The 19,495-nt window shown below is 72.7% G+C and carries 14 protein-coding genes and 1 pseudogene; 5 read left to right on the top strand and 10 right to left on the bottom strand.

Annotation, left to right across the window (positions count from 1 at the left end; translation table 11 throughout):
- Positions 1–9: 9 nt before the first annotated feature.
- Positions 10–357: pseudogene (locus ACIQJT_RS02255) on the bottom strand (recombinase family protein); the annotation flags it as partial.
- Here ACIQJT_RS02255 and ACIQJT_RS02250 point away from each other — a divergent pair.
- Positions 250–1,368 carry a GTP-binding protein gene (locus ACIQJT_RS02250; RefSeq protein ID WP_402639136.1) on the top strand — a complete coding sequence of 373 codons (1,119 nt, stop codon included), beginning with the start codon at positions 250–252 and terminating at the stop codon, positions 1,366–1,368. The pseudogene ACIQJT_RS02255 and the gene ACIQJT_RS02250 sit on opposite strands and share 108 nt — an antisense overlap.
- Here the strand turns inward: ACIQJT_RS02250 and ACIQJT_RS02245 are convergent.
- Positions 1,350–2,021, bottom strand: a complete 672-nt coding sequence (locus ACIQJT_RS02245; protein WP_402639134.1) for a DNA polymerase beta superfamily protein — start codon at positions 2,019–2,021, stop codon at positions 1,350–1,352. The two genes, ACIQJT_RS02250 and ACIQJT_RS02245, sit on opposite strands and share 19 nt — an antisense overlap.
- Positions 2,022–2,119: 98 nt before the next feature.
- Here ACIQJT_RS02245 and ACIQJT_RS02240 point away from each other — a divergent pair, with 98 nt between their 5' ends.
- Together ACIQJT_RS02240 and ACIQJT_RS02235 are read left to right on the top strand one after the other, a co-directional pair.
- A complete protein-coding gene (locus ACIQJT_RS02240) occupies positions 2,120–3,115 on the top strand; it encodes an LLM class flavin-dependent oxidoreductase (RefSeq protein WP_402639132.1) in 996 nt (331 codons plus the stop codon).
- 10 nt (positions 3,116–3,125) lie between these two features.
- A complete protein-coding gene (locus ACIQJT_RS02235) occupies positions 3,126–5,600 on the top strand; it encodes an ATP-binding cassette domain-containing protein (protein WP_402639130.1) in 2,475 nt (824 codons plus the stop codon).
- On the opposite strand, the gene ACIQJT_RS02230 is transcribed toward ACIQJT_RS02235, so the two are convergent.
- The 6 genes from ACIQJT_RS02230 to ACIQJT_RS02205 all read right to left on the bottom strand — a co-directional run bounded on the left by ACIQJT_RS02230 (position 5,515) and on the right by ACIQJT_RS02205 (position 13,988).
- The gene (locus ACIQJT_RS02230; protein ID WP_402639128.1) at positions 5,515–6,438 is read right to left on the bottom strand and encodes a lysophospholipid acyltransferase family protein; all 924 of its coding nucleotides are present in this window, start codon (positions 6,436–6,438) and stop codon (positions 5,515–5,517) included. The two genes, ACIQJT_RS02235 and ACIQJT_RS02230, sit on opposite strands and share 86 nt — an antisense overlap.
- Complete coding sequence (locus ACIQJT_RS02225) at positions 6,435–7,208, bottom strand: GNAT family N-acetyltransferase (RefSeq protein WP_402639126.1); 774 nt, start codon at positions 7,206–7,208, stop codon at positions 6,435–6,437. The genes ACIQJT_RS02230 and ACIQJT_RS02225 overlap by 4 nt, the downstream gene beginning before the upstream one ends.
- A gap of 227 nt (positions 7,209–7,435) precedes the next feature.
- Positions 7,436–10,273, bottom strand: a complete 2,838-nt coding sequence (locus ACIQJT_RS02220; RefSeq protein WP_402639124.1) for an FAD-binding and (Fe-S)-binding domain-containing protein — start codon at positions 10,271–10,273, stop codon at positions 7,436–7,438.
- A 345-nt stretch (positions 10,274–10,618) separates the two neighbouring features.
- Positions 10,619–11,368: a succinate dehydrogenase/fumarate reductase iron-sulfur subunit gene (locus tag ACIQJT_RS02215; protein WP_053851517.1), complete on the bottom strand. Its 750-nt coding sequence runs from the start codon at positions 11,366–11,368 to the stop codon at positions 10,619–10,621.
- On the bottom strand, positions 11,365–13,314 hold the full coding sequence (locus ACIQJT_RS02210) for a fumarate reductase/succinate dehydrogenase flavoprotein subunit (RefSeq protein ID WP_402639121.1): 1,950 nt from the start codon (positions 13,312–13,314) through the stop codon (positions 11,365–11,367). Before ACIQJT_RS02210 ends, ACIQJT_RS02215 begins: the two co-directional genes overlap by 4 nt.
- 2 nt (positions 13,315–13,316) lie before the next feature.
- Complete coding sequence (locus ACIQJT_RS02205) at positions 13,317–13,988, bottom strand: succinate dehydrogenase (RefSeq protein WP_365454945.1); 672 nt, start codon at positions 13,986–13,988, stop codon at positions 13,317–13,319.
- A 120-nt stretch (positions 13,989–14,108) separates the two neighbouring features.
- On the opposite strand from ACIQJT_RS02205, the gene ACIQJT_RS02200 reads away from it, so the two are divergent.
- Together ACIQJT_RS02200 and ACIQJT_RS02195 are read left to right on the top strand one after the other, a co-directional pair.
- Positions 14,109–14,996, top strand: a complete 888-nt coding sequence (locus tag ACIQJT_RS02200) for a LysR substrate-binding domain-containing protein (protein WP_365454942.1) — start codon at positions 14,109–14,111, stop codon at positions 14,994–14,996.
- A 58-nt stretch (positions 14,997–15,054) separates the two neighbouring features.
- A complete protein-coding gene (locus ACIQJT_RS02195) occupies positions 15,055–16,293 on the top strand; it encodes a PQQ-binding-like beta-propeller repeat protein (protein ID WP_402639119.1) in 1,239 nt (412 codons plus the stop codon).
- 13 nt (positions 16,294–16,306) lie between these two features.
- On the opposite strand, the gene ACIQJT_RS02190 is transcribed toward ACIQJT_RS02195, so the two are convergent.
- Positions 16,307–18,451, bottom strand: a complete 2,145-nt coding sequence (locus ACIQJT_RS02190; protein ID WP_402639117.1) for a putative bifunctional diguanylate cyclase/phosphodiesterase — start codon at positions 18,449–18,451, stop codon at positions 16,307–16,309.
- Positions 18,448–19,269: an SAM-dependent methyltransferase gene (locus tag ACIQJT_RS02185; RefSeq protein WP_402639115.1), complete on the bottom strand. Its 822-nt coding sequence runs from the start codon at positions 19,267–19,269 to the stop codon at positions 18,448–18,450. Before ACIQJT_RS02185 ends, ACIQJT_RS02190 begins: the two co-directional genes overlap by 4 nt.
- Positions 19,270–19,495 lie beyond the last annotated feature (226 nt).

Raw genomic sequence — 19,495 nt, 5'->3', positions numbered from 1 at the left:
CTTGTACGACTCGTACTCCGAGTCGTTGGCGTCATCGATCAGTGCCTTGCGGTCGCGGCCGTTGGCGGGGTCGTACAGCCGCTCGTGGGTCGTGACCCAGATCTTGACGCCCTTGTCCTCGCACAGCTCGATGAAGGACACCCACTCGCCCACGCGACGGGAGCCCCGGGAGCTCTCCCACAACATCAGGATGTCGGCGCCGAACCGGCTCTCGCGGCCGGTGGGCCCGCTCGCCAGATCGGCGACCAGTTGGTCGAAGTCGTCGCGGCGCTTGCGGGCGTACCGGGAGGCGCTCAGTCCGTCGTCGACGTACGGCTCGGCGTGAAGCACCCAGCCGTTGTCGTCGGCCGCCGCGGTGTTGTCGCCGCCCTGGTCCTCGATGCTCGTGCCGCCCTTGGCATCGGACAGACGTCGGTACTCGCGGGCGACCAGGCGTCCGGTGTCCAGTTGGTGAGTCACGGCTTGAGTTCACAGCATAATTACGGCCATTGGCAAGGTATCTGGGAGCCCATGCCGGTGGCCGCGACCTTCGCCTTCGCCCGCGACGACGGCGCCACCCTCGGGGATCTGGCCCGGCTCGACACCATGGTCACGGTGGTGGACGCGGCCAACTTCCTGCCCGAGCTGGAACGGGGCGACGAACTCGCCGAGCGCGGCCTCGCGCCCTTCGAGGACGACGAGCGCACGGTCAGCGATCTCCTCGTCGACCAGATCGAGTTCGCGGACGTCCTCGTCCTCAACAAGCTCGACCTCGTGGACGCGGCGGCCGCGGCCCGGCTGCGGGCGGCACTCGCACGGCTCAACCCGCTCGCCCGGATCGTCGAGGCCGAGCACGCCCGCGTGGGCCTCCGACAGGTCCTCGGGACCGGCCTGTTCGACCTGGAGCGAGCCCAGCAGGCGCCGGGCTGGGTCCGGGAGCTCAACGGCGAACACATCCCGGAGACCGAGGAGTACGGGGTCTCCTCCACCGTGTTCCGCTCCGAACTCCCCTTCCACCCCGGCCGGTTGTGGGACTTCGTCACCGAGGAGCTGGACAGCGGGGCGTACGGACGGGTCCTGCGCTCGAAGGGCTTCTTCACCCTGGCCAGCCGCCCGCACGTGACCGGACTGTGGTCACAGGCCGGTTCGGTGGCCCGCTTCGAGCCGTCGGCCGCACGGGACCCCGAGGCGCGATACGCGCAGGAACTCGTGCTCATCGGGACGCAGTTGGAGCCGGACGCACTGCACGACGCCCTCGCGGGCTGCCTGCTGGCCCCCGGTGAGGAGCGCCCGCTCGTCGACCCCTTCCCCGCCTGGGACACCCACGGCGTCGACGACACCTGCGACCACGAGACGGTCGGCAGCCACGCTCACGCGGCCGTGTCGTAGAACTCCGCGCGGACGCGGCGCAGCCACGCCTCGGCCGGTGCCTCGTCGGGCCGGTCCGGGAGCGCGCTGCGGTTCTCGGCGAACGCGCTCTCGTAGTGGGCGAGCAGCGACCGCGCCGAGGCCGGGTCGGCGGCGACCGCGTCCCCGAAGCGGTGGTACGCCCCGGGGTCCTCGACCCGCACGGTGAGCCGTCCGGTGGTGTACAGCTCCAGTCCCTGACGGCAGAGCCGCTTCAGGTGCCGCGCGTGCTTGGCCGTGCGGTGGTCGCCGCCGCGGCTCTCCAGTTTCCTGAACTGCTGCGTGGCGTAGCCGAGATAGGCGTCCCGGACCCGCCGGGCGCTCAGGAACGACCCGCGGATGGCGATGAGTTCGTCACCGAGCGGGGTGCGCACCTCGTACAGCTCGTCCGGCAGCCACACCAGCTCCATGACGGTCGGGTTGCCGCCGAGGGCGAGCCGGCACCACTTCGCCGCCTCGTGCAGGGTGCGGTCCGGGGCCGTGGTGACGTACGACTCCCTCGGCGCGTGCAGCCCGAGCAGGGTCTCGGTGGGCGCGGCGAACATGCCGAGCCGGTCCACGTCGGAGCCCTCGCGGGCGAGTCCGTACGCGGTCGAGCCGACGATGCCGGAGAGCAGGATGTTCTGAACGGTCACCCGGCCCATTGTGCTGACCTGCGGCGATCGCGGTCATCCGGTTTTCCGGGCGGTCGGGGTGCCGGGAATACCGGGTCCGGTCAGGCGTTGAACCCGGTGTGAGTGCCCTGGCCGCCACCCGCTTCTCCGTCCTCGACCGCTCCCGCACCCGCGAGGGCGGCACGAACGCGCAGGCGCTCCAGGACACCGTCGGCATGGCACGGGAGCTGGAAGGGCTCGGCTACCACCGGTTCTGGGTCTCGGAGCATCACGGTGTGCCGGGAGTCGCGGGCTCCGCGCCGACGGTGCTGGCGGCCGCCGTGGCCGCCGCCACGGACACGATCCGCGTCGGCACCGGCGGTGTCATGCTGCCGAATCACCAGCCCTTGGTCGTCGCCGAGCAGTTCGGGGTGCTGGAGTCCCTGTTCCCCGGCCGGATCGACATGGGCCTGGGTCGTTCGGTCGGCTTCACCGACGGTGTGCGCAGGGCGCTGGGGCGGGGCAAGGACGACGCCGACGACTTCGCCGGACAGCTGGAGGAGCTGCTGGGCTGGTTCCGCGGCACCTCCCCCACCGGGGTGCACGCCCGCCCGGCCGAGGGCCTGACGGTGCCGCCCTTCGTGCTGGCCATGGGCGAGGGTGCCGCGATCGCGGCCCGCGCGGGCCTGCCGATGGTCATCGGCGACCTCAGGAACCGCGAGAAGATGCAGCGGGGCATCGACCACTACCGCGAGCACTTCCGGCCCTCCGACTGGGCGCGGGAGCCGTACGTCGTGATCTCCGGGACGGTCGCGGTGGCCGCCACTCCCGAGGGGGCGCGACGCCTGCTGATCCCCGAGGCCTGGTCGATGGCGCACTCCCGGACCCACGGCACCTTCCCTCCGCTGCCGCCCGCCGAGCGCGTCGAGGCGCTGCCCATGACGGCCAAGGAGCGGGGCTTCTACGAGGCCGGGCTCGCCGGGCAGATCGCGGGCACCGAGGAGCAGGTCGCCCACGAGCTGGAGACGGTCCTGAAAGAGACCGGCGCGCAGGAGGTGCTGGTCACCACCAGTACGTACGACCGCGAGGCCCTGCTGGACTCCTACCGGCGGCTGGCGGCGATCACCTCCGGTTAGAGTCGTTCCCATGCCCGGCCCCCACGACCCGTACGTCCGCGTCCGCGGTGCCCGTGAGCACAACCTCAAGGGTGTGGACGTCGACGTGCCACGCGACGTGCTGGCCGTGTTCACGGGCGTGTCCGGGTCCGGGAAGTCGTCCCTGGCGTTCGGGACGATCTACGCGGAGGCCCAGCGGAGGTACTTCGAGTCGGTGGCGCCGTACGCGCGCCGGCTGATCCACCAGGTGGGGGCACCGAAGGTCGGGGAGATCACCGGGCTGCCGCCCGCGGTCTCACTCGAACAGCGGCGTTCGGCGCCGACGTCCCGTTCCTCAGTCGGCACGGTCACCAACCTCTCGAACTCGCTGCGCATGCTGTTCTCCCGGGCCGGCGACTACCCCCCGGGCGCCGAACGGCTCGACTCGGACTCCTTCTCCCCCAACACGGCCGTCGGCGCCTGCCCGGAGTGCCACGGCCTGGGCCGCGTGCACCGTACGACCGAGCAGTCGCTGGTGCCCGACCCGTCGCTGTCGATCCGGGAGGGCGCCATCGCGGCGTGGCCCGGCGCCTGGCAGGGCAAGAACCTGCGGGACATCCTCGACGCGCTCGGGCACGACGTGGACCGGCCGTGGCGTGAGCTGCCCGCCGCGGAGCGGGAGTGGATCCTGTTCACCGACGAGCAGCCGGTGGTCACCGTGCACCCGGTGCGGGACGCGGACCGTATCCAACGCCCCTACCAGGGCACGTACATGAGCGCCCGCCGCTATGTCCTGAAGACGTTCGCGGACTCCAGGAGCCAGACCCTGAGGGCGAAGGCGGAACGGTTCCTGGTCTCCGCGCCCTGCCCGGCCTGCGGTGGCAGCAGACTGCGCCCGGAGGCCATGGCGGTCACCTTCGCGGGCCGCACGATCGCCGAGCTCGCGGCCCTGCCGCTGACCGAGCTGGCCGCCTCGCTGGTCGGCCGCGGGGAGACCGCGCGCGTCCTGACCGAGGACCTCAAGTCCCGGATCGCGCCCGTCGTGGAGCTCGGCCTCGGCTATCTGAGCCTGGACCGCGCGACCCCCACCCTGTCCGCGGGCGAACTCCAACGCCTGCGCCTGGCGACCCAGTTGCGGTCCGGGCTGTTCGGTGTGGTGTACGTCCTCGACGAACCCTCCGCCGGACTGCACCCCGCGGACACCGAGGCCCTGCTCGCCGTGCTGGCGCGGTTGAAGGCCGCCGGCAACTCGGTGTTCGTGGTGGAGCACCACCTGGACGTCATGCGGGGCGCGGACTGGCTGGTGGACGTCGGGCCGGGGGCCGGTGAGCACGGCGGACGGGTGCTGCACAGCGGGCCGGTCGCGGAGCTCGCGCAGGTCGAGGGGTCGGCCACCGCCCGCTTCCTGTTCGACCGCACCCCCGCCGTGGAGCGTGAAGTGCGGTCGCCCCGCGGATGGTCGAAGGTCGGTCCGGTCCACCGGCACAACCTGCGCGGGGTGACGGCCGCGTTCCCGCTCGGTGTGTTCACCGCGGTGACCGGGGTGTCGGGCTCGGGCAAGTCCACCCTGGTCGGCGAGATCACCGCGGAGTCGGCGGGAGCTGACCGTCTGGTCTGCGTCGACCAGAAGCCGATCGGCCGCACCCCGCGCTCCAACCTGGCCACCTACACGGGCCTGTTCGACGTCGTGCGCAAGGTCTTCGCCGGCACCGGCCAGGCACGCGAGCGGGGCTACGGAGCGGGCCGGTTCTCCTTCAACGTGGCCGGGGGGCGCTGCGAGACCTGCCAGGGCGAGGGGTTCGTCAGCGTCGAGCTGCTCTTCCTGCCCAGCACCTACGCGCCCTGCCCGGACTGCGGCGGGGCCCGCTACAACCCCGCGACGCTCGAAGTGACGTACCGGGGACGGAACATCGCCCAGGTGCTCGACCTCACGGTGGAGTCGGCGGCGGACTTCTTCGCCGACACCCCGGCGGCGGCCCGCAGCCTCACCACCCTCCTCGACGTCGGCCTCGGCTACCTCCGCCTCGGCCAGCCCGCCACCGAGCTCTCCGGCGGCGAGGCCCAGCGCATCAAGCTCGCGAACGAACTCCAGCGCGCCCGCCACGCCCACACTCTCTATCTCCTCGACGAACCCACCACCGGTCTCCACCCGGCCGACGTCGAGGTCCTCATGCGCCAACTGCACGGCCTGGTGGACGCCGGGCACACCGTGATCGTCGTCGAGCACGACATGGCGGTGGTGGCGGGCGCGGACTGGGTGATCGACCTGGGGCCGGGCGGCGGCGACGCGGGCGGCCGGATCGTGGCGGCGGGCGTGCCGCGGGAGGTGGCCGGGGCGGAGGCGGGCGTCTGGCTCGGGCGCTGGGCACGGGCGCCTGACCCGGGCGGTCCCGGAGCCTCCGGCACCTCCGGAGCGCGGCGGGTACCGCTCCGGCGCGGCCCTACCCTGCACGCAGGCCGGGTGCCGGGGGTCGGCTCCGCAGGCTCGGCACCGGTCGGCGCTCCGGCACGACCGCCGGGCGCCTGAGGCCGCCGGTCACGGGGGCGGCCGTGAGCGGCGGGGCCGCGTGCTCCCCGGTCCGCCCCGGGCACGCGTGCGACTGGGCCGCCCGGGCCAGGGAGCGGCGGTCGGGATGGCTGCCCGGGGAAATCGGCGCCGGAACGTGCACCTCGGCCGTCAGTCCGCGGGCCGACGCCACCCGCCACACCGAGGTGAGCAATGAGTCGTCGCCGACGAAGGCGGGGGCCGTGCTGGCTGCGCCGTCCGCGAGCCGGTAGCGCAGGCGCACCGGCTGGACGGGCACCCCGGCGTCCAGGGCCGCCTGGAAGACCGCGCGGCGGAACCGGCCCTGGGCGCGGCCGCACCACGTGCTGCCCTCGGGGAAGACGGCGACCGCGGCGCCCCCGCGCAGCGCGTCCGAGATCCGGGCGACGGTGTCCGGCAGGGCGCGCAGCCGGTCCCGGTCGATGAACAGCGCGCCGCTGCCGGCCGTCAGCCGGCCGGCCACGGGCCACCGGCGGATCTCGGACTTGGCGAGCATCCGGGCGGGACGCACGGCGGCCAGCAGCGGGATGTCGAGCCAGGAGATGTGGTTCGCGACCAGCAGCACCCCGCCGGCGGGCACGGGCGCGCCGGTGCCGGACAGCCGGATCCGGACCCCCGACGCCCGCACCACCGTCCGGCACCACCACCTGACCACGTCGGCCGGGATCAACCGGCCGGCCGGCAGCACCGCGATTCCCGCCAGCAGCACCGCGGTGACCGCGAGGAGCCGCAGCACGGCACGGGGTACGGCCGTGACGGACCCTGTCCGCTCCAGGCACGTCCCCGGGGTGCAGGGAGCGCTGGGCAGCCAGGCGCTCATCGGGCCGGGACGAGCGAGAGGAAGTGCCGCAGATAGCGGGCGTTGACCCGGCGCATCGACAGCAGCACGTACATGTCGGCGACGCCGAAGTCCGGGTCGTGGGCGGGCTGTCCGCAGACCCATGCGCCGAGGCGCAGGTAGCCGCGCAGCAGCGGGGGCAGCTCGGTGCGGGCGGCGGGCGTGCCCTCCGCGGGCTCCCACGGCAGCAGGGGCCGTACCCGGAACTCCTCCGGTGCCAGGTACTTGGTGCGCACCCGGTCCCAGGCGCCGGCCGCGAGCGCGCCGCCGTCGGCGAGCGGGATCGAGCAGCAGCCGGCCAGCCAGTCGTGGCCACGGTCCACCATGTAGCGGGCGATCCCGGCCCAGATGAGGCCGATGACGGCCCCGTCCCGGTGGTCGGGGTGCACACAGGAGCGGCCGACCTCGACGAGGCCGGGGCGGATCGCGTCGAGCGGCGTGAGGTCGAACTCCCCCTCCGAGTACAGGCGTCCGGCCACCGCGGCGCGCTCCGGGGGCAGCAGCCGGTAGGTGCCGACGACCTGGCCGGTGACCGTGTCGCGGACGAGCAGGTGGTCGCAGTAGGCGTCGAACCCGTCGATGTCGAGGCCGGGTTCCGGCGAGGCCAGGAGGGCGCCCATCTCCCCGGCGAACACGTCGTGCCGCAGCCGCTGCGCGGCCCGTACGTCGTCCTCGTCGCGGGCCAGGGTGACGGTGTAGCGGGTGGGGGCGACGCTCTGCGCGGGTCGGTCGAGGGTGGAAACGCCGGTCATGGCACTCTCCAGATCACGGGCGGAGGCGGCGAGCGGTGCCGCTGTCCCTGTTCTCCCGACGCCGGTTGGCGTGTACGTGACCGGTGGCGGGAGTGCGGATGTGGGGAGGCTGAACGGCTCGGGCGAGGTGTCCGGGGCGTCCTGCTCCGCCGACGGGGCGGTGTCCCGCCGGTGACCGGAGGGGTCCGGGGGCTCGGCTGCCGCGCCGTGGGGGCGGCCGTCGGTCCTCACGGCCGTTCGGCCGTACCGCGGCGCAGGGCCTCGGCGATGACCTGCACGAGGTGGCGGCTGTCGAGGCCGGCGAGGTCACGCACCTGGGTGCGGCAGGAGAACCCGTCGGCGAGGATGCGGCGCCCGGGACTCGCTACGGCCCTGGCGAGGATGCCGTCCCGGGCGATCTTCGCGGAGACCTCGTAGTGGCCCTTCTCCATGCCGAAGTTCCCGGCGAGGCCGCAGCATCCGGCCGAGATCTCGACATCGCAGCCCATGGCTTCCAGGAGGGCCCGGTCGGCGTCGTAGCCCATGACGGCGTGGTGGTGGCAGTGGGGCTGGACGAGGAGTTCCTCGGCCGCTCGCGGTGGAGTCCAGCCGAGGGAGGTGAGGAACTCGGCGACGGTCCTGACCGAGCGGGAGAGCTCCGCGGCGCGCGGGTCGTCGGCGAGGAGTTCCACGAGGTCGGAGCGGAGTGTGGCGGTGCAGCTCGGTTCGATGCCGACGACCGTCCTGCCGTTCCTGACGTGCGGGAGCAGGAGGTCGACGGTCCTGCGCAGCCTGGCTTTGGCGGCGGTGAGCTGGCCGGTGGAGACGAGGGTCAGTCCGCAGCAGGCGCCGAGCGCGGCGATCTCCACGTCGCAGCCGGCGGCGGCGAGGACGTCCAGGGCGTCCCGGGGGATGGCCGGATCGAGGGCGTCGGAGAAGGAGTCGACCCACAGGAGGACCTTGGGACCGCCGGTCGGCGCTCCGACGGTCCCCGACGGCCTGCTCCGGCGGAACGGCCTGCGCGGCAGCGTCGGCAGCGAACGGCGGGGGTCGGCCCCCGTCGTCGCCGTCATCGCCCTGCGGAGCAGCGGGACGCGGCCGGCGATGTTGACGAGCGGGGCCAGCGGTGCGGCCAGCCTGAGCCACAGCGGGAGCCGGCCGAGCGTGTAGTGGCTCAGCGGTCGCAGCCGGCCCTTGTACGTCTGGTGGAGGGTCTCCGACTTGAACGTGGCCATGTCGATGCCGGTCGGGCAGTCGCTCGCGCAGGCCTTGCAGCTCAGGCACAGGTCGAGGGCGTCGTGGAGCTCGGGAGAGCGCCAGCCGGCCGTGACGACACCGCCGTTGAGCATTTCCTGGAGCATCCGGGCGCGGCCCCGCGTGGAGTCCTTCTCCTCCCGGGTGGCGAGGTACGACGGGCACATGAAATCGCCCTGCGCGCGCAGGTCGGCCCGGCACTTGCCCACCCCGACGCACCGGTGGACGGCGTCGGTGATGTCTCCGCCGTCGTGTGCGAAGGCGAAGCCGTCGGTGGCCCGGAGCCGGCGGGCCCGCGGGCGGCGCAGGTCGGCGTCGAGCGGGGCCGGGCGGACGACGACACCGGGGTTCATGACGTCCTCGGGGTCCAGCAGGGCCTTGAAGTCCGCCATGGCGCGCAGGGCTTCGGGACTGTACATGGTGGGCAGGAGCTCGGAGCGGGCCCGGCCGTCCCCGTGCTCGCCGGAGAGGGAGCCGCCGTGCTCGGCGGCCAGGGCTGCGGCGCGTTCGAGGAACCTGCGCATGGGCGCGGCCCCGGCGTGCAGCGGGAAGTCGACGCGGAGGTGGACGCACCCGTCGCCGAAGTGGCCGTAGGCGAGACCGGAGACGTGCTCCTCGGCCATGAGGGCTTCGAGCCCGCGCAGGTAGTCACCGAGCCGTTCCGGGGGGACGGCGGAGTCCTCCCAGCCGGGCCAGGCCTGCTTGCCGTCGGCGGTGCGTCCGGCCAGCCCCGCGCCGTCGGCACGGATCTGCCAGAGCCTGGTCGCCTCGGGGCCCGCGGGCAGCACGACGGCGTCGCAGCAGCCGGAGGCGGCGACGAGTTCCCCGGCCGCCTCGACGGCCTCCGCCGATCCGGCACCGCCGACCTCCGCGATCAGCCAGCCCCCGCCCGCGGGCAGGGTGGGCACACCGGCGCCGCCGTGCGCCCGGCGGACCACGTCGACGAGCTGGGCGTCCAGCCCCTCCAGGGCGAGCGGCTCGAAGGGCAGGAGCTGCGGTACGTCGTCGGCGGCCGCCGCCATGTCGCGGTAGCCGAGGACGGCCAGGGCCGGTGCGGGTGCCCGGGGCACGAGTGCGACCACCGCTTCGAGGAGGATGCCGCACGTGCCCTCGGTGCCGGTGAGGGCGGCCGCGAGGTTGTGTCCGTTCTCCGGGAGCAGGTGTTCCAGGGAGTAACCGGAGATCTGGCGTCCGAAGCGGCCGAACTCGGTGCGCAGGACGGCCAGGTTCGCCGCGACGAAGGAGTCCAGGCCGGGCACCGCCGCGAGCGCGTCCCGGCCCGATCCGGCCGTGACCACCTCGCCGTCGCCGGTCAGCCAGGTCAGGGACACCACGTTGTCGGCCGTGCGCCCGTAGGACAGGCCGTGCGGTCCGCATGCGTTGTTGCCGATCATCCCGCCGATCGTGCACCGGGTGGCGGTGGACGGGTCGGGGCCGAACCGCAGTCCGTGGGGCAGGGCGGCCTGCTGGAGGGTGCTCAGGACCGCTCCGGGCTGGACCACGGCCGTCGCGGAGCCGGGGTCGACGGACAGGACGCGGTTCAGGTGACGGGAGAAGTCGATCACGAGCCCGGGGCCCACGGCGTTGCCCGCGCAGGAGGTGCCTGCGCCCCGGACGGTGACGGGCACCCCGTGGGCGCGGGCGATGCCGACGGCGGTGATCACGTCGTCCGTCGACGTGGGGGTGAGTACGCACCGGGGGACGACCCGGTAGTTCGAGGCGTCGGTGGAGTAGAGCGCCCTGGTCGCGGACGAGCCGTCGACGAGGTCGCCGAACCGGGCGCGCAGGGCGTCCAGGAACGTCTCGGTGGGGGTCGTCGGATCGTCAGCCATGGTCGCGTCCCCATCGTACGGTTCGAAGGGGCCGCACGCGGAGGGAGGCTCGGGGCTGCCGGGCCCCGCTTCGGGAGGCGAGGACCGGATGCGGCCCTGCCGCCCGGGCCACGGCGGCCAGGCCGGCCCGGCCGGTACGTACGCTCATCGGCACTCTCGCCGCTGCCGTGCCCGGCGATCGGGTCGAGCACGAGCGCGGCGTCACCGGTCGGCCGGGTCGGGTGATTCCTCGCCGCCCGCTCCCGTCGCCGGAGATCCGCCCGGCTGCCCGGACAGGCCGTGATGGGGCCGGACCTGAGCACCACGTCCGACCCCACCCGTCCGCACCTTGTCGGCGAACGTCTCTCAGCGCTTGGCGACCTTCCGGGTCGCCCGCAGCCACTCCCTGTTCATGCTGGTGATGGAGACCAGCGGAATCCCCTTCGGGCAGGCCGTCGCGCACTCGCCCGTCAGGGTGCAGCCGCCGAAGCCCTCCTCGTCCATCTGCTCCACCATGTCGAGGACCCGGGTCTCTCGCTCCGGCGCCCCCTGCGGCAGCACGTTGAGATGGTTGACCTTGGCCGAGGTGAAGAGCATGGCCGCCCCGTTGGGGCACGCGGCCACGCACGCCCCGCAGCCGATGCACTCCGCGTGCTCGAAGGCGAGGTCGGCGTCCGGCTTGGGCACCGGCGTGGCGTGCGCCTCGGGAGCCGACCCGGTGGGGGCCGTGATGTACCCGCCGGCCTGGATGATCCGGTCGAGGGCCGACCGGTCCACGACCAGGTCCTTGATCACCGGGAACGCGGACGCCCGCCACGGCTCGACGTCGATCGTGTCGCCGTCCGAGAAGGACCGCATGTGCAGTTGGCAGGTGGTCGTCCGCTCGGGTCCGTGCGCGTCGCCGTTGATGACGAGCGAGCACGCGCCGCAGATGCCCTCGCGGCAGTCGTGGTCGAAGGCGACGGGGTCCTCACCGCGCAGGATGAGCTCCTCGTTGAGGGTGTCCAGCATCTCCAGGAAGGACATGTCGGACGAGATGCCGTCCACCTCGTACGTGGACATCGCTCCGTCGGCGTCGGCGTTCTTCTGCCGCCAGACGCGCAGGGTGAGCTTCATGCGTAGCTCCGCTGGGTGGGGTGGACGTACTCGAAGACCAGGTCTTCCTTGTGCAGGACGGGCGGCTCGCCGGTGCCGGTGAACTCCCAGGCCGCCGCGTAGGCGAACTCCTCGTCGTTGCGGGCCGCTTCACCGTCCGCGGTCTGGGACTCCTCTCGGAAGTGGCCGCCGCAGGACTCGGCGCGGTGCAGCGCGTCGAGGCACATCAGCTCGGCGAGCTCCAGGTAGTCGACGATCCGGTTGGCCTTCTCCAGGGACTGGTTGAACTCCTCGCCCGTACCGGGCACCTTGATGCGCCGCCAGAACTCCTCACGGATCTGCGGGATGCGCTCCAGCGCCTTGCGCAGCCCCGAGTCGCTACGGGCCATTCCGCAGAACTCCCACATGAGTTCGCCGACCTCGCGGTGGAAGGAGTCCGGGGTACGGTCGCCGTCGACGGCGAGGAGCAGGTTGATCCGGTCCTCGGTCTCGGCCAGCACCTCCTGGACCACGGGGTGTTCGTCGGTCACCGCGTCCTGGTGCGGATTGCGGGCGAGGTAGTCGTTGATGGTGGCCGGCAGCACGAAGTAGCCGTCGGCGAGACCCTGCATCAGCGCGGAGGCGCCGAGCCGGTTGGCCCCGTGGTCGGAGAAGTTGGCCTCGCCGATCGCGAACAGGCCGGGGATCGTGGTCTGGAGGTCGTAGTCGACCCACAGGCCGCCCATCGTGTAGTGCACGGCGGGGTAGATCCGCATCGGCACCTCGTACGGATCCTCGTCGGTGATCCGCTGGTACATGTCGAAGAGGTTGCCGTACTTGGCCTCGACGGCCTTGCGTCCCATGCGCTCGATGGCGTCGGCGAAGTCGAGGTAGACGCCCTGTCCGCCCGGCCCCACTCCCCTGCCCTCGTCGCAGACGTTCTTCGCGGCGCGGGAGGCGATGTCACGCGGGACCAGGTTGCCGAAGGAGGGGTAGATCCGCTCCAGGTAGTAGTCACGCTCGTCCTCGGGGATCTTGTTCGGCGGCCGGTCGTCGCCCTTGGCCCTGGGCACCCAGATCCGGCCGTCGTTGCGCAGTGACTCGCTCATCAGCGTCAGCTTGGACTGGTGGTCGCCGGTGCGCGGGATGCAGGTCGGATGGATCTGGGTGAAGCACGGGTTGGCGAAGAGAGCTCCGCGGCGATGGGCCCGCCAGACGGCGGTGGCGTTGGAGTTCATGGCATTCGTCGACAGGTAGAAGACGTTGCCGTAGCCGCCGCTCGCCAGGACGACGGCGTCCGCGAAGTACGTGGAGATCTTCCCGGTGATCAGATCCCGGGCCACGATCCCCCGGGCCCGCCCGTCCACGACGATCAGGTCGAGCATCTCGGTGCGCGCGTGCATCTCGATGTTCCCGGCGGCGATCTGCCTGCTGAGGGCCTGGTAGGCGCCGAGCAGGAGTTGCTGGCCGGTCTGGCCGCGGGCGTAGAAGGTCCGGGAGACCTGCACCCCGCCGAAGGAGCGGGTGTCGAGCAGGCCGCCGTACTCCCGCGCGAAGGGCACGCCCTGTGCCACGCACTGGTCGATGATCTCGACCGAGATCTGCGCCAGGCGGTGCACGTTGGACTCGCGCGCCCTGAAGTCGCCGCCCTTGACGGTGTCGTAGAACAGCCGGTGGATCGAGTCGCCGTCGTTGCGGTAGTTCTTGGCCGCGTTGATGCCGCCCTGCGCGGCGATGGAGTGGGCGCGGCGCGGGGAGTCCTGGTAGCAGAACTGGACGACGTGGTAGCCCTGTTCGGCGAGGGTGGCGCCCGCGGAGCCGCCCGCGAGACCCGTGCCGACCACGATCACCGTGTGCTTGCGACGGTTGGCGGGGTTGACCAGCTTCGCCTCGAAACGCCGCTTGTCCCAGCGTTCGTTGACGGGCCCTTGCGGGGCCTTGGTGTCGACGACCGGTTCACCGGTCGTGTAGTCCGCGTAGGAAGTCATGTTCAGCTCACCACTCCGGTCATGACACCCACGGGCACGGCGACGAAGCCGGCCGTGAGCAGCAGTGCGAGGACGTTCGCGACGGCCTTGAGGGCGCGGTCGCGGGTGCGGCTGCCGACGCCGAGGGTCTGCGCGGCGCTCCAGAAGCCGTGCCGGACGTGCAGACCGAGGGCGAGCATCGCGACGATGTAGACGACGTTGCCGTACCAGGTGGAGAAGGTGTCCACGACGTTCTGGTAGGGGTGGCCCTCCTGGAAGCCGCCGGGGTGCGCGGTGCCGGTCGTCAGGTCGAGGAGGTGCCACACGATGAACAGGCCGAGGATGATCCCGCCCCAGCGCATGGTCCGGGTCGCGTAGCTCGCCCGTGGCTTCCTGTGGACGTACTTGCTCGGCCGCGCCCGGATGTCCCGGCGGCTGAGCTGGTAGGCCGAGGTGGCGTGCGCGACGACGGCGAGGACCAGCACGATCCGGATGAGCCAGAGCGTCCACTCGTAGTGCATGAACGGCTCGCCCACCGTGCGCAGCCAGTGCGCGTAGTGGTTGAACTCGCCCGGCCCGAAGAAGATCTTCAGGTTGCCGATCATGTGGACGACCAGGTAGAGCAGCATGATCAGGCCGCTGACGGCCATCACGGTCTTCTTGCCGACGGAGCTGTCCCACACGGTGCGTGCCATGGACGGCCGTCGGTCCGTCCGCGTTGCCAGAGCCATGACTCAAGACGCTAGAGCCGAAGGACCCGATCGGTCCAAGACATGGTCCGGCTTGATTCCATAGGCAGCGGCTATCGTACGAGGATGCAGTTCCAGCAGCTCCAGTACTTCGTGGCGGTCGCCGAGACCCGGCACTTCACGCGCGCGGCCGAGGCGGTCCACGTCGCCCAGCCCTCCCTGTCGCAGCAGATCAGGGCCCTGGAGCGGGAGCTCGGGGCGGACCTGTTCCTGCGGGCCCGCGGCAACATCACCCTCACCGACGCGGGCGAGGCCCTGCTGCCGCTGGCCCGCCGCATCCTCGCCGACGCGGACACCGCCCGGCACGAGGTCCAGGAGCTGGTGCAGCTCCGCGGCGGCCGGGTCCGGCTCGGCGCCACCCCGAGTCTGTGCACGGGCCTGCTCCCGGACGTGCTGCGCGCCTTCCACGACCGCTATCCCGGCATCCGGCTGATGATCGAGGAGGGCGGCTCCCACGACCTCGTACGGCTGCTCGCGCGCGGCGCCCTGGACCTGGCCCTGGTGGTGCTCCCGCTGCCGTCGCCCTCCCCGGCGCTGACGACGGTGGAGCTGCTGCGCGAGGACCTCGTGGTCGTGTCGTCGCCGGAGGCGCCCGCGCCCGGGGGGACGGGCCGCCGTACCGTGCGCGTCGCCGACCTGGAGAGCGAGCCGCTCGTGATGTTCCGGCACGGCTACGACCTGCGTGAACTGACCGTGGCCGCGTGCCGTGCCGAGGGCTTCGAGCCGGACTTCGCGGTCGAGGGCGGGGAGATGGACGCGGTCCTCGGCTTCGTGCGGGCCGGTCTGGGCGTGGCCGTCGTGCCGCGCATGGTCGCCACGCGGTCCGGACGGGGGCTGCGGGTCACCCCGCTCGCCCGGCCCGGACTGCACCGGACGATCGCGCTGGCCCACCGCAGCGACGTCGCTCCACCGCGGGCGGCACGGGAGTTGCAGCGGATGCTGCTGGAGCGCTGAGCGGCCGTAGCATGAGGTGCCTCTCGGACGGGGGCGCACTCGGACGGGGGTGGGCGGGATGAGACGGCGGATCGTCGCGGTGGCCGCGGTGCTGCTGGTGCTGGTGGGGTGCGCAGGGCACACCGCGTCCGGCGGGCCGGGAAGCCCGGCGGTCTCCTCGCCGTCCGGGGGCTCGGAGCCGGCGGCGCGGACGGCCTCGGCGTCCGTCTCGGGCCCGTGGCGCGCGTGGACGGCGTCCCTCTCCAGCCGTGAGGCGCACGGCAGTTGCGGCGCGACGGCACACCAGGTGGTCTGCGCGACCGACTCCGGCGGACTGGTGGGGCGTTCCCGGGCCGACGGCCGTGTCACCTGGGCGGTGCCCGCCGACGACCGCGGCGGAAGCGCCGGACTGGTCGTCGACGCGGCCGACGAACGGGCCGTGACCGCAGTCGGGGGCGTGCTCCGCGCGGCCGATCTGCGCACGGGTGCCCGGGCGTGGACCCACCGGTCGCCCACCGGCGGCGCCTACGTCACCCTCGGCGCGGCGGACGGCGTCGTCCACGCCCTCGGGACGGCTGGCACCACGTCACGAACCGCAGTGCTGGAGGCCGTTCGCGCCTCCGACGGCACGCCCCTCTGGCACCGGACCGTCGCCTGGAGCACGGGCGAACCCGTGGCCGCCTTCCGGGGCCGCGTCTACACGGCCGACGGCACCCGGGTCACCGCCCGCGACGCCCGCACCGGCAGGACCCTGGCGACCGGCCCCACGGGCGTCGCGTGCCCGCACCTCGTCACCGGCGGCCACTACCTGGTCTGCACCGGCAGTCCGCTCTCCGCCGGGGACACCTTCCCGCCGATGCGGCGACTGGACCCGGCGACCCTGAAGCCGCTGCCGACCCCGGGGAACACCATCGACAAGCCCGTGCACGGGGTGATCTCCGACGACGGGGTCCTGGTGCTGTACGAGGCCGGCGCCGAGGACACGAGCGCGGGCAACTGGTTCGCGTACGACCTCGAGCACGACCGCAGGCTGTGGAGCACGTACGCCACCGAGGCGGACGCCACCGTGACCGCCGGCCGGTTCGTGACCTTCACCCCGGGCAACGACAGCGCCACCCGGGGCCGCGTGATCACGCTCGACCTGCACGCGGGTCCGCGGGGCACCGGCAGCGCCGCGCCCCGCATGTCCCCGGTGTACGCGCAGGCCAGGGACGGCGAACACCCCGTCCTCGTCGCGCCGGGCGGGGACACGGGCCACATCCTCGTCATGGCCCGCACCCACGGCTCGCTGCGTTCGCTGCCGTTGCCGCTGCCCTGAGGGAGCGGGGCGGTCAGCCCGTCGCGTCCACCAGGGCCAGCTCGTGCAGCCGCTCCGGCGGGCCCGGACGGGCGTAGTACCAGCCCTGGGCCGTGTCGCAGCCCAGTATCCGCAACTGCTCGGCCTGGGCGCCCGTCTCGACGCCCTCGACCGTCACCGCGAGGTTCAGGCCGTGGGCGAGCGAGACGATCCCCTCGACGATCTTGAGGTCGACCGGGTCGGCGGGGAACTGCTGCATGCTCTGGGTGAAGGAGCGGTCCAGCTTGAGGACGCTGACCGGGAGGCGGCGGAGGTTCGCCAGGTTGGAGTAGCCGGTGCCGAAGTCGTCCAGGGCGATGTCGACGCCCATCTCGGCGAGTCGGCGCAGCGGCTTGAGCAGGTCGTCGTCGGCGCCGATGAGGGCCGACTCGGTGACTTCGAGGCAGAGGGCGTCGGGGGACACCCCGGCGCGCTCCAGGATGTCCACCGTGTCCTGGACCAGGCCGGGGTGAGTGAGCTGGCAGGGCGAGAGGTTGACGTTGATGCGGAGCGGGCCGCCCGCGGTGTCCTCGCCGTACCGTTCTCGCCACTCGCGCGCCTGCCGTACCGACTGCTCCAGGACCCAGCGGCCGAGCGGCACGATCAGCCCGGTGTGCTCGGCGAGCGGGATGAACCGGTCCGGGCCGAGGACGCCGTGCTGCGGGTGCAGCCAGCGCACCAGCGCCTCGGCACCCCGCACACTGCCGTCGCCGAGGTGCACCAGCGGCTGGTACTCGATGAAGAACTCGCCCCGCTCCAGGGCCGCCGGGAGCTGCGTGGTCAGCCCGTGCCGGGTGATGGCGCGGGCGTCGGCCTCCGGGTCGGCCAGCTCGAAGCGGTTGCCGCCCGCCGACTTGGCCCGGTACATCGTGATGTCGGCGCTGCGCAGCACCTCCGCGGGACCCCGCTCCCCCGCCGGGCCCTCGACGATGCCGATGCTGCCGCGCACGGTCAGCTCGCGGCCGTCGATGCGGACCGGGGCGAGCAGGGCGTTCATGATGCGCGCCGCGAGCTCGTCGACCTCGCTCTCGGTGTCCGGGCCGGTGGTCAGCGCCACGAACTCGTCACCGCCGAGGCGGGCGACCATCTCGCCCGGGGCGGTCGCGCAGGACTGGAGCCGGTCGGCGACCTCGACGAGCAGCCGGTCGCCGGCCGCGTGGCCGAGGCTGTCGTTGATGGTCTTGAAGCCGTCGAGGTCGAGGTAGCACAGGCCGAACCGCTGGCCCTCGCCGGCGCTGAGCGCCTTCTCCAGGCGTTCGAAGAACAGGGTGCGGTTGGGGAGCCCGGTGAGGGCGTCGTGCGTGGCCTCGTAGCGCAGCCGCAGGTTGAGCAGCCGGCGCTCGGTGGTGTCCTCCATGAGGGCCAGCTGGTACTGCGGGGTGCCGTCGGCGTCGCGCAGCAGGGAGACCGTCAGGTTGGTCCACAGGACCGTGCCGTCGGGGCGGTAGAAGGCCTTTTCGAGGTGGTAGTGCTCGCGCTCGCCGCGGACGAGCTCGTCGTAGAGCGTCCAGGTCTGCGGCGCGTCGTCGGGGTGCGTCCACTCCCGCACGTTGCGGCCGCGCATGGTCTGGTCGGTGATGCCGAACATGCGCAGCAGGGCGCCGTTGACCTGGAGGACGTTGCCGTCCAGGTCGGCGATGCCGATTCCTATGGCCGCGCCCTCGAACACGGCCCGGAAGCGCGCCTCGGTCGCGTGCAGGGCCTGCGCCACCACGCCCTGCGCCTCCAGCGCGGCCTGTGCGATGGCCTCCTGCTCGGCGAGTGTGCGCTCGCGCAGCGCCTGCGCGAACCCGGCGGCCATGGCGTGCTGGAGGCGTGCGCACCTGGACCGCAGGTCCTCGCGGTCGCCGTCCCCGCCGCAGTAGAGCACCAGATAGGCGTCCACGCAGTCCAGGGAGCGGGTCAGCGCCTCCGGGTCGGTGCAGTGCGCGTCGACCAGGGCGGCGCCGACCGCCCGGCCCTCGTCCGTGTCGACGGTCCTGGCCGCGAGTGCCCCGCTCAGGCGGCGGGCCAGCGCGAGCAGTTGCTCATCGAACTCCGGCCGGGTCGCGGACGTCGACGTCACCGGGAACACGGCCCGGCTCCAGATCGTCGCGAACCGGCGCAGTCTGTCCTCCGGGCCGTCCGGCTCCGCGCTCACGCCGCCCGCCCCACGCCGCCGAACTGGGAGAAGGCCCACGGGTCCTCGTCCTCGGGGTCCCAGTTCTCGGACTCCGGCCGCCACCGCGGCATCGGCACCAGTCCGGGTTCCACCATGTCGTACCCCTCGAAGAACCGTGCGATCTCGTTGTGCGAGCGCATGATCAGCGGGTTGCGGATGTCCTTGTACACATCCATCGCGCCCTGGACCTGCTCCTGCGACAGCGGGATGCCCTCGTAGGCGGCGTGCGTGAGCACCAGCAGGCTGCCGGGCGCGAACGCGTCGCGCAGCTCGGCCACCGCTCCGTGGGGGTCGTCCGCGTCTTCCACGAAGTGCAGTATGGCAACGAGGAGCACCGCCACCGGACGGTTCGGGTCGATCAGCCGCCGGACCTCGGCGCTCTCCAGGATCTCCCGGGGCTTGCGGAGGTCGGCCGCGACGACGTCCGCGTCCGGGTTGTCGGCGATGACCGCCTGGCTGTGCGCGACCGCCACCGGATCGTGGTCGACGTAGACGACGCGGGCGCCGGGGCTGGCGCTCTGGGCGACCTCGTGGACGTTGCCGAAGGTGGGGATGCCGGAGCCGATGTCCAGGAACTGCGTGATGCCCTGGTCGACCGCGAAGCGCACCGCCCTGCGCATGAACGCCCGGTTCGCCTGCATGATCTTCGGGAGTCCCGGGACGTGCTCCATGGCCTTGCGGGCCGCCACCCGGTCGGCCTCGAAGTTGTGCGAACCGCCCAGGTAGAAGTCGTAGATACGCGCCACGCTCGGCACCGAGATGTCGATGCTCCGGGGAGCCCAGGCGGGACGCTCCATGTATCTCTCCAAGGCGTAGGCGATCCGGTGTTCGAGCTGAGGCTACTGATCGCCCGCCAAAGGAGCGAGCGGAAACGGAAATTGACCGTCCGTTCCCGGTCACTGCCTGCGGCACGTGCCGCCAGGAAGTGGCGGTGCATTCTCCACGAAACGTGAGTGCCGTGCTCCGGAGAGTTGTGGAACGGGCGCCGAATCGCGGGGGCTTGGGGGAAATGACGGCAAACCG

Source organism: Streptomyces sp. NPDC091972, assembly GCF_044756385.1.
Taxonomy (GTDB): Bacteria; Actinomycetota; Actinomycetes; order Streptomycetales; family Streptomycetaceae; genus Streptomyces.
This window is presented reverse-complemented; position numbering and strand designations above follow the sequence as displayed.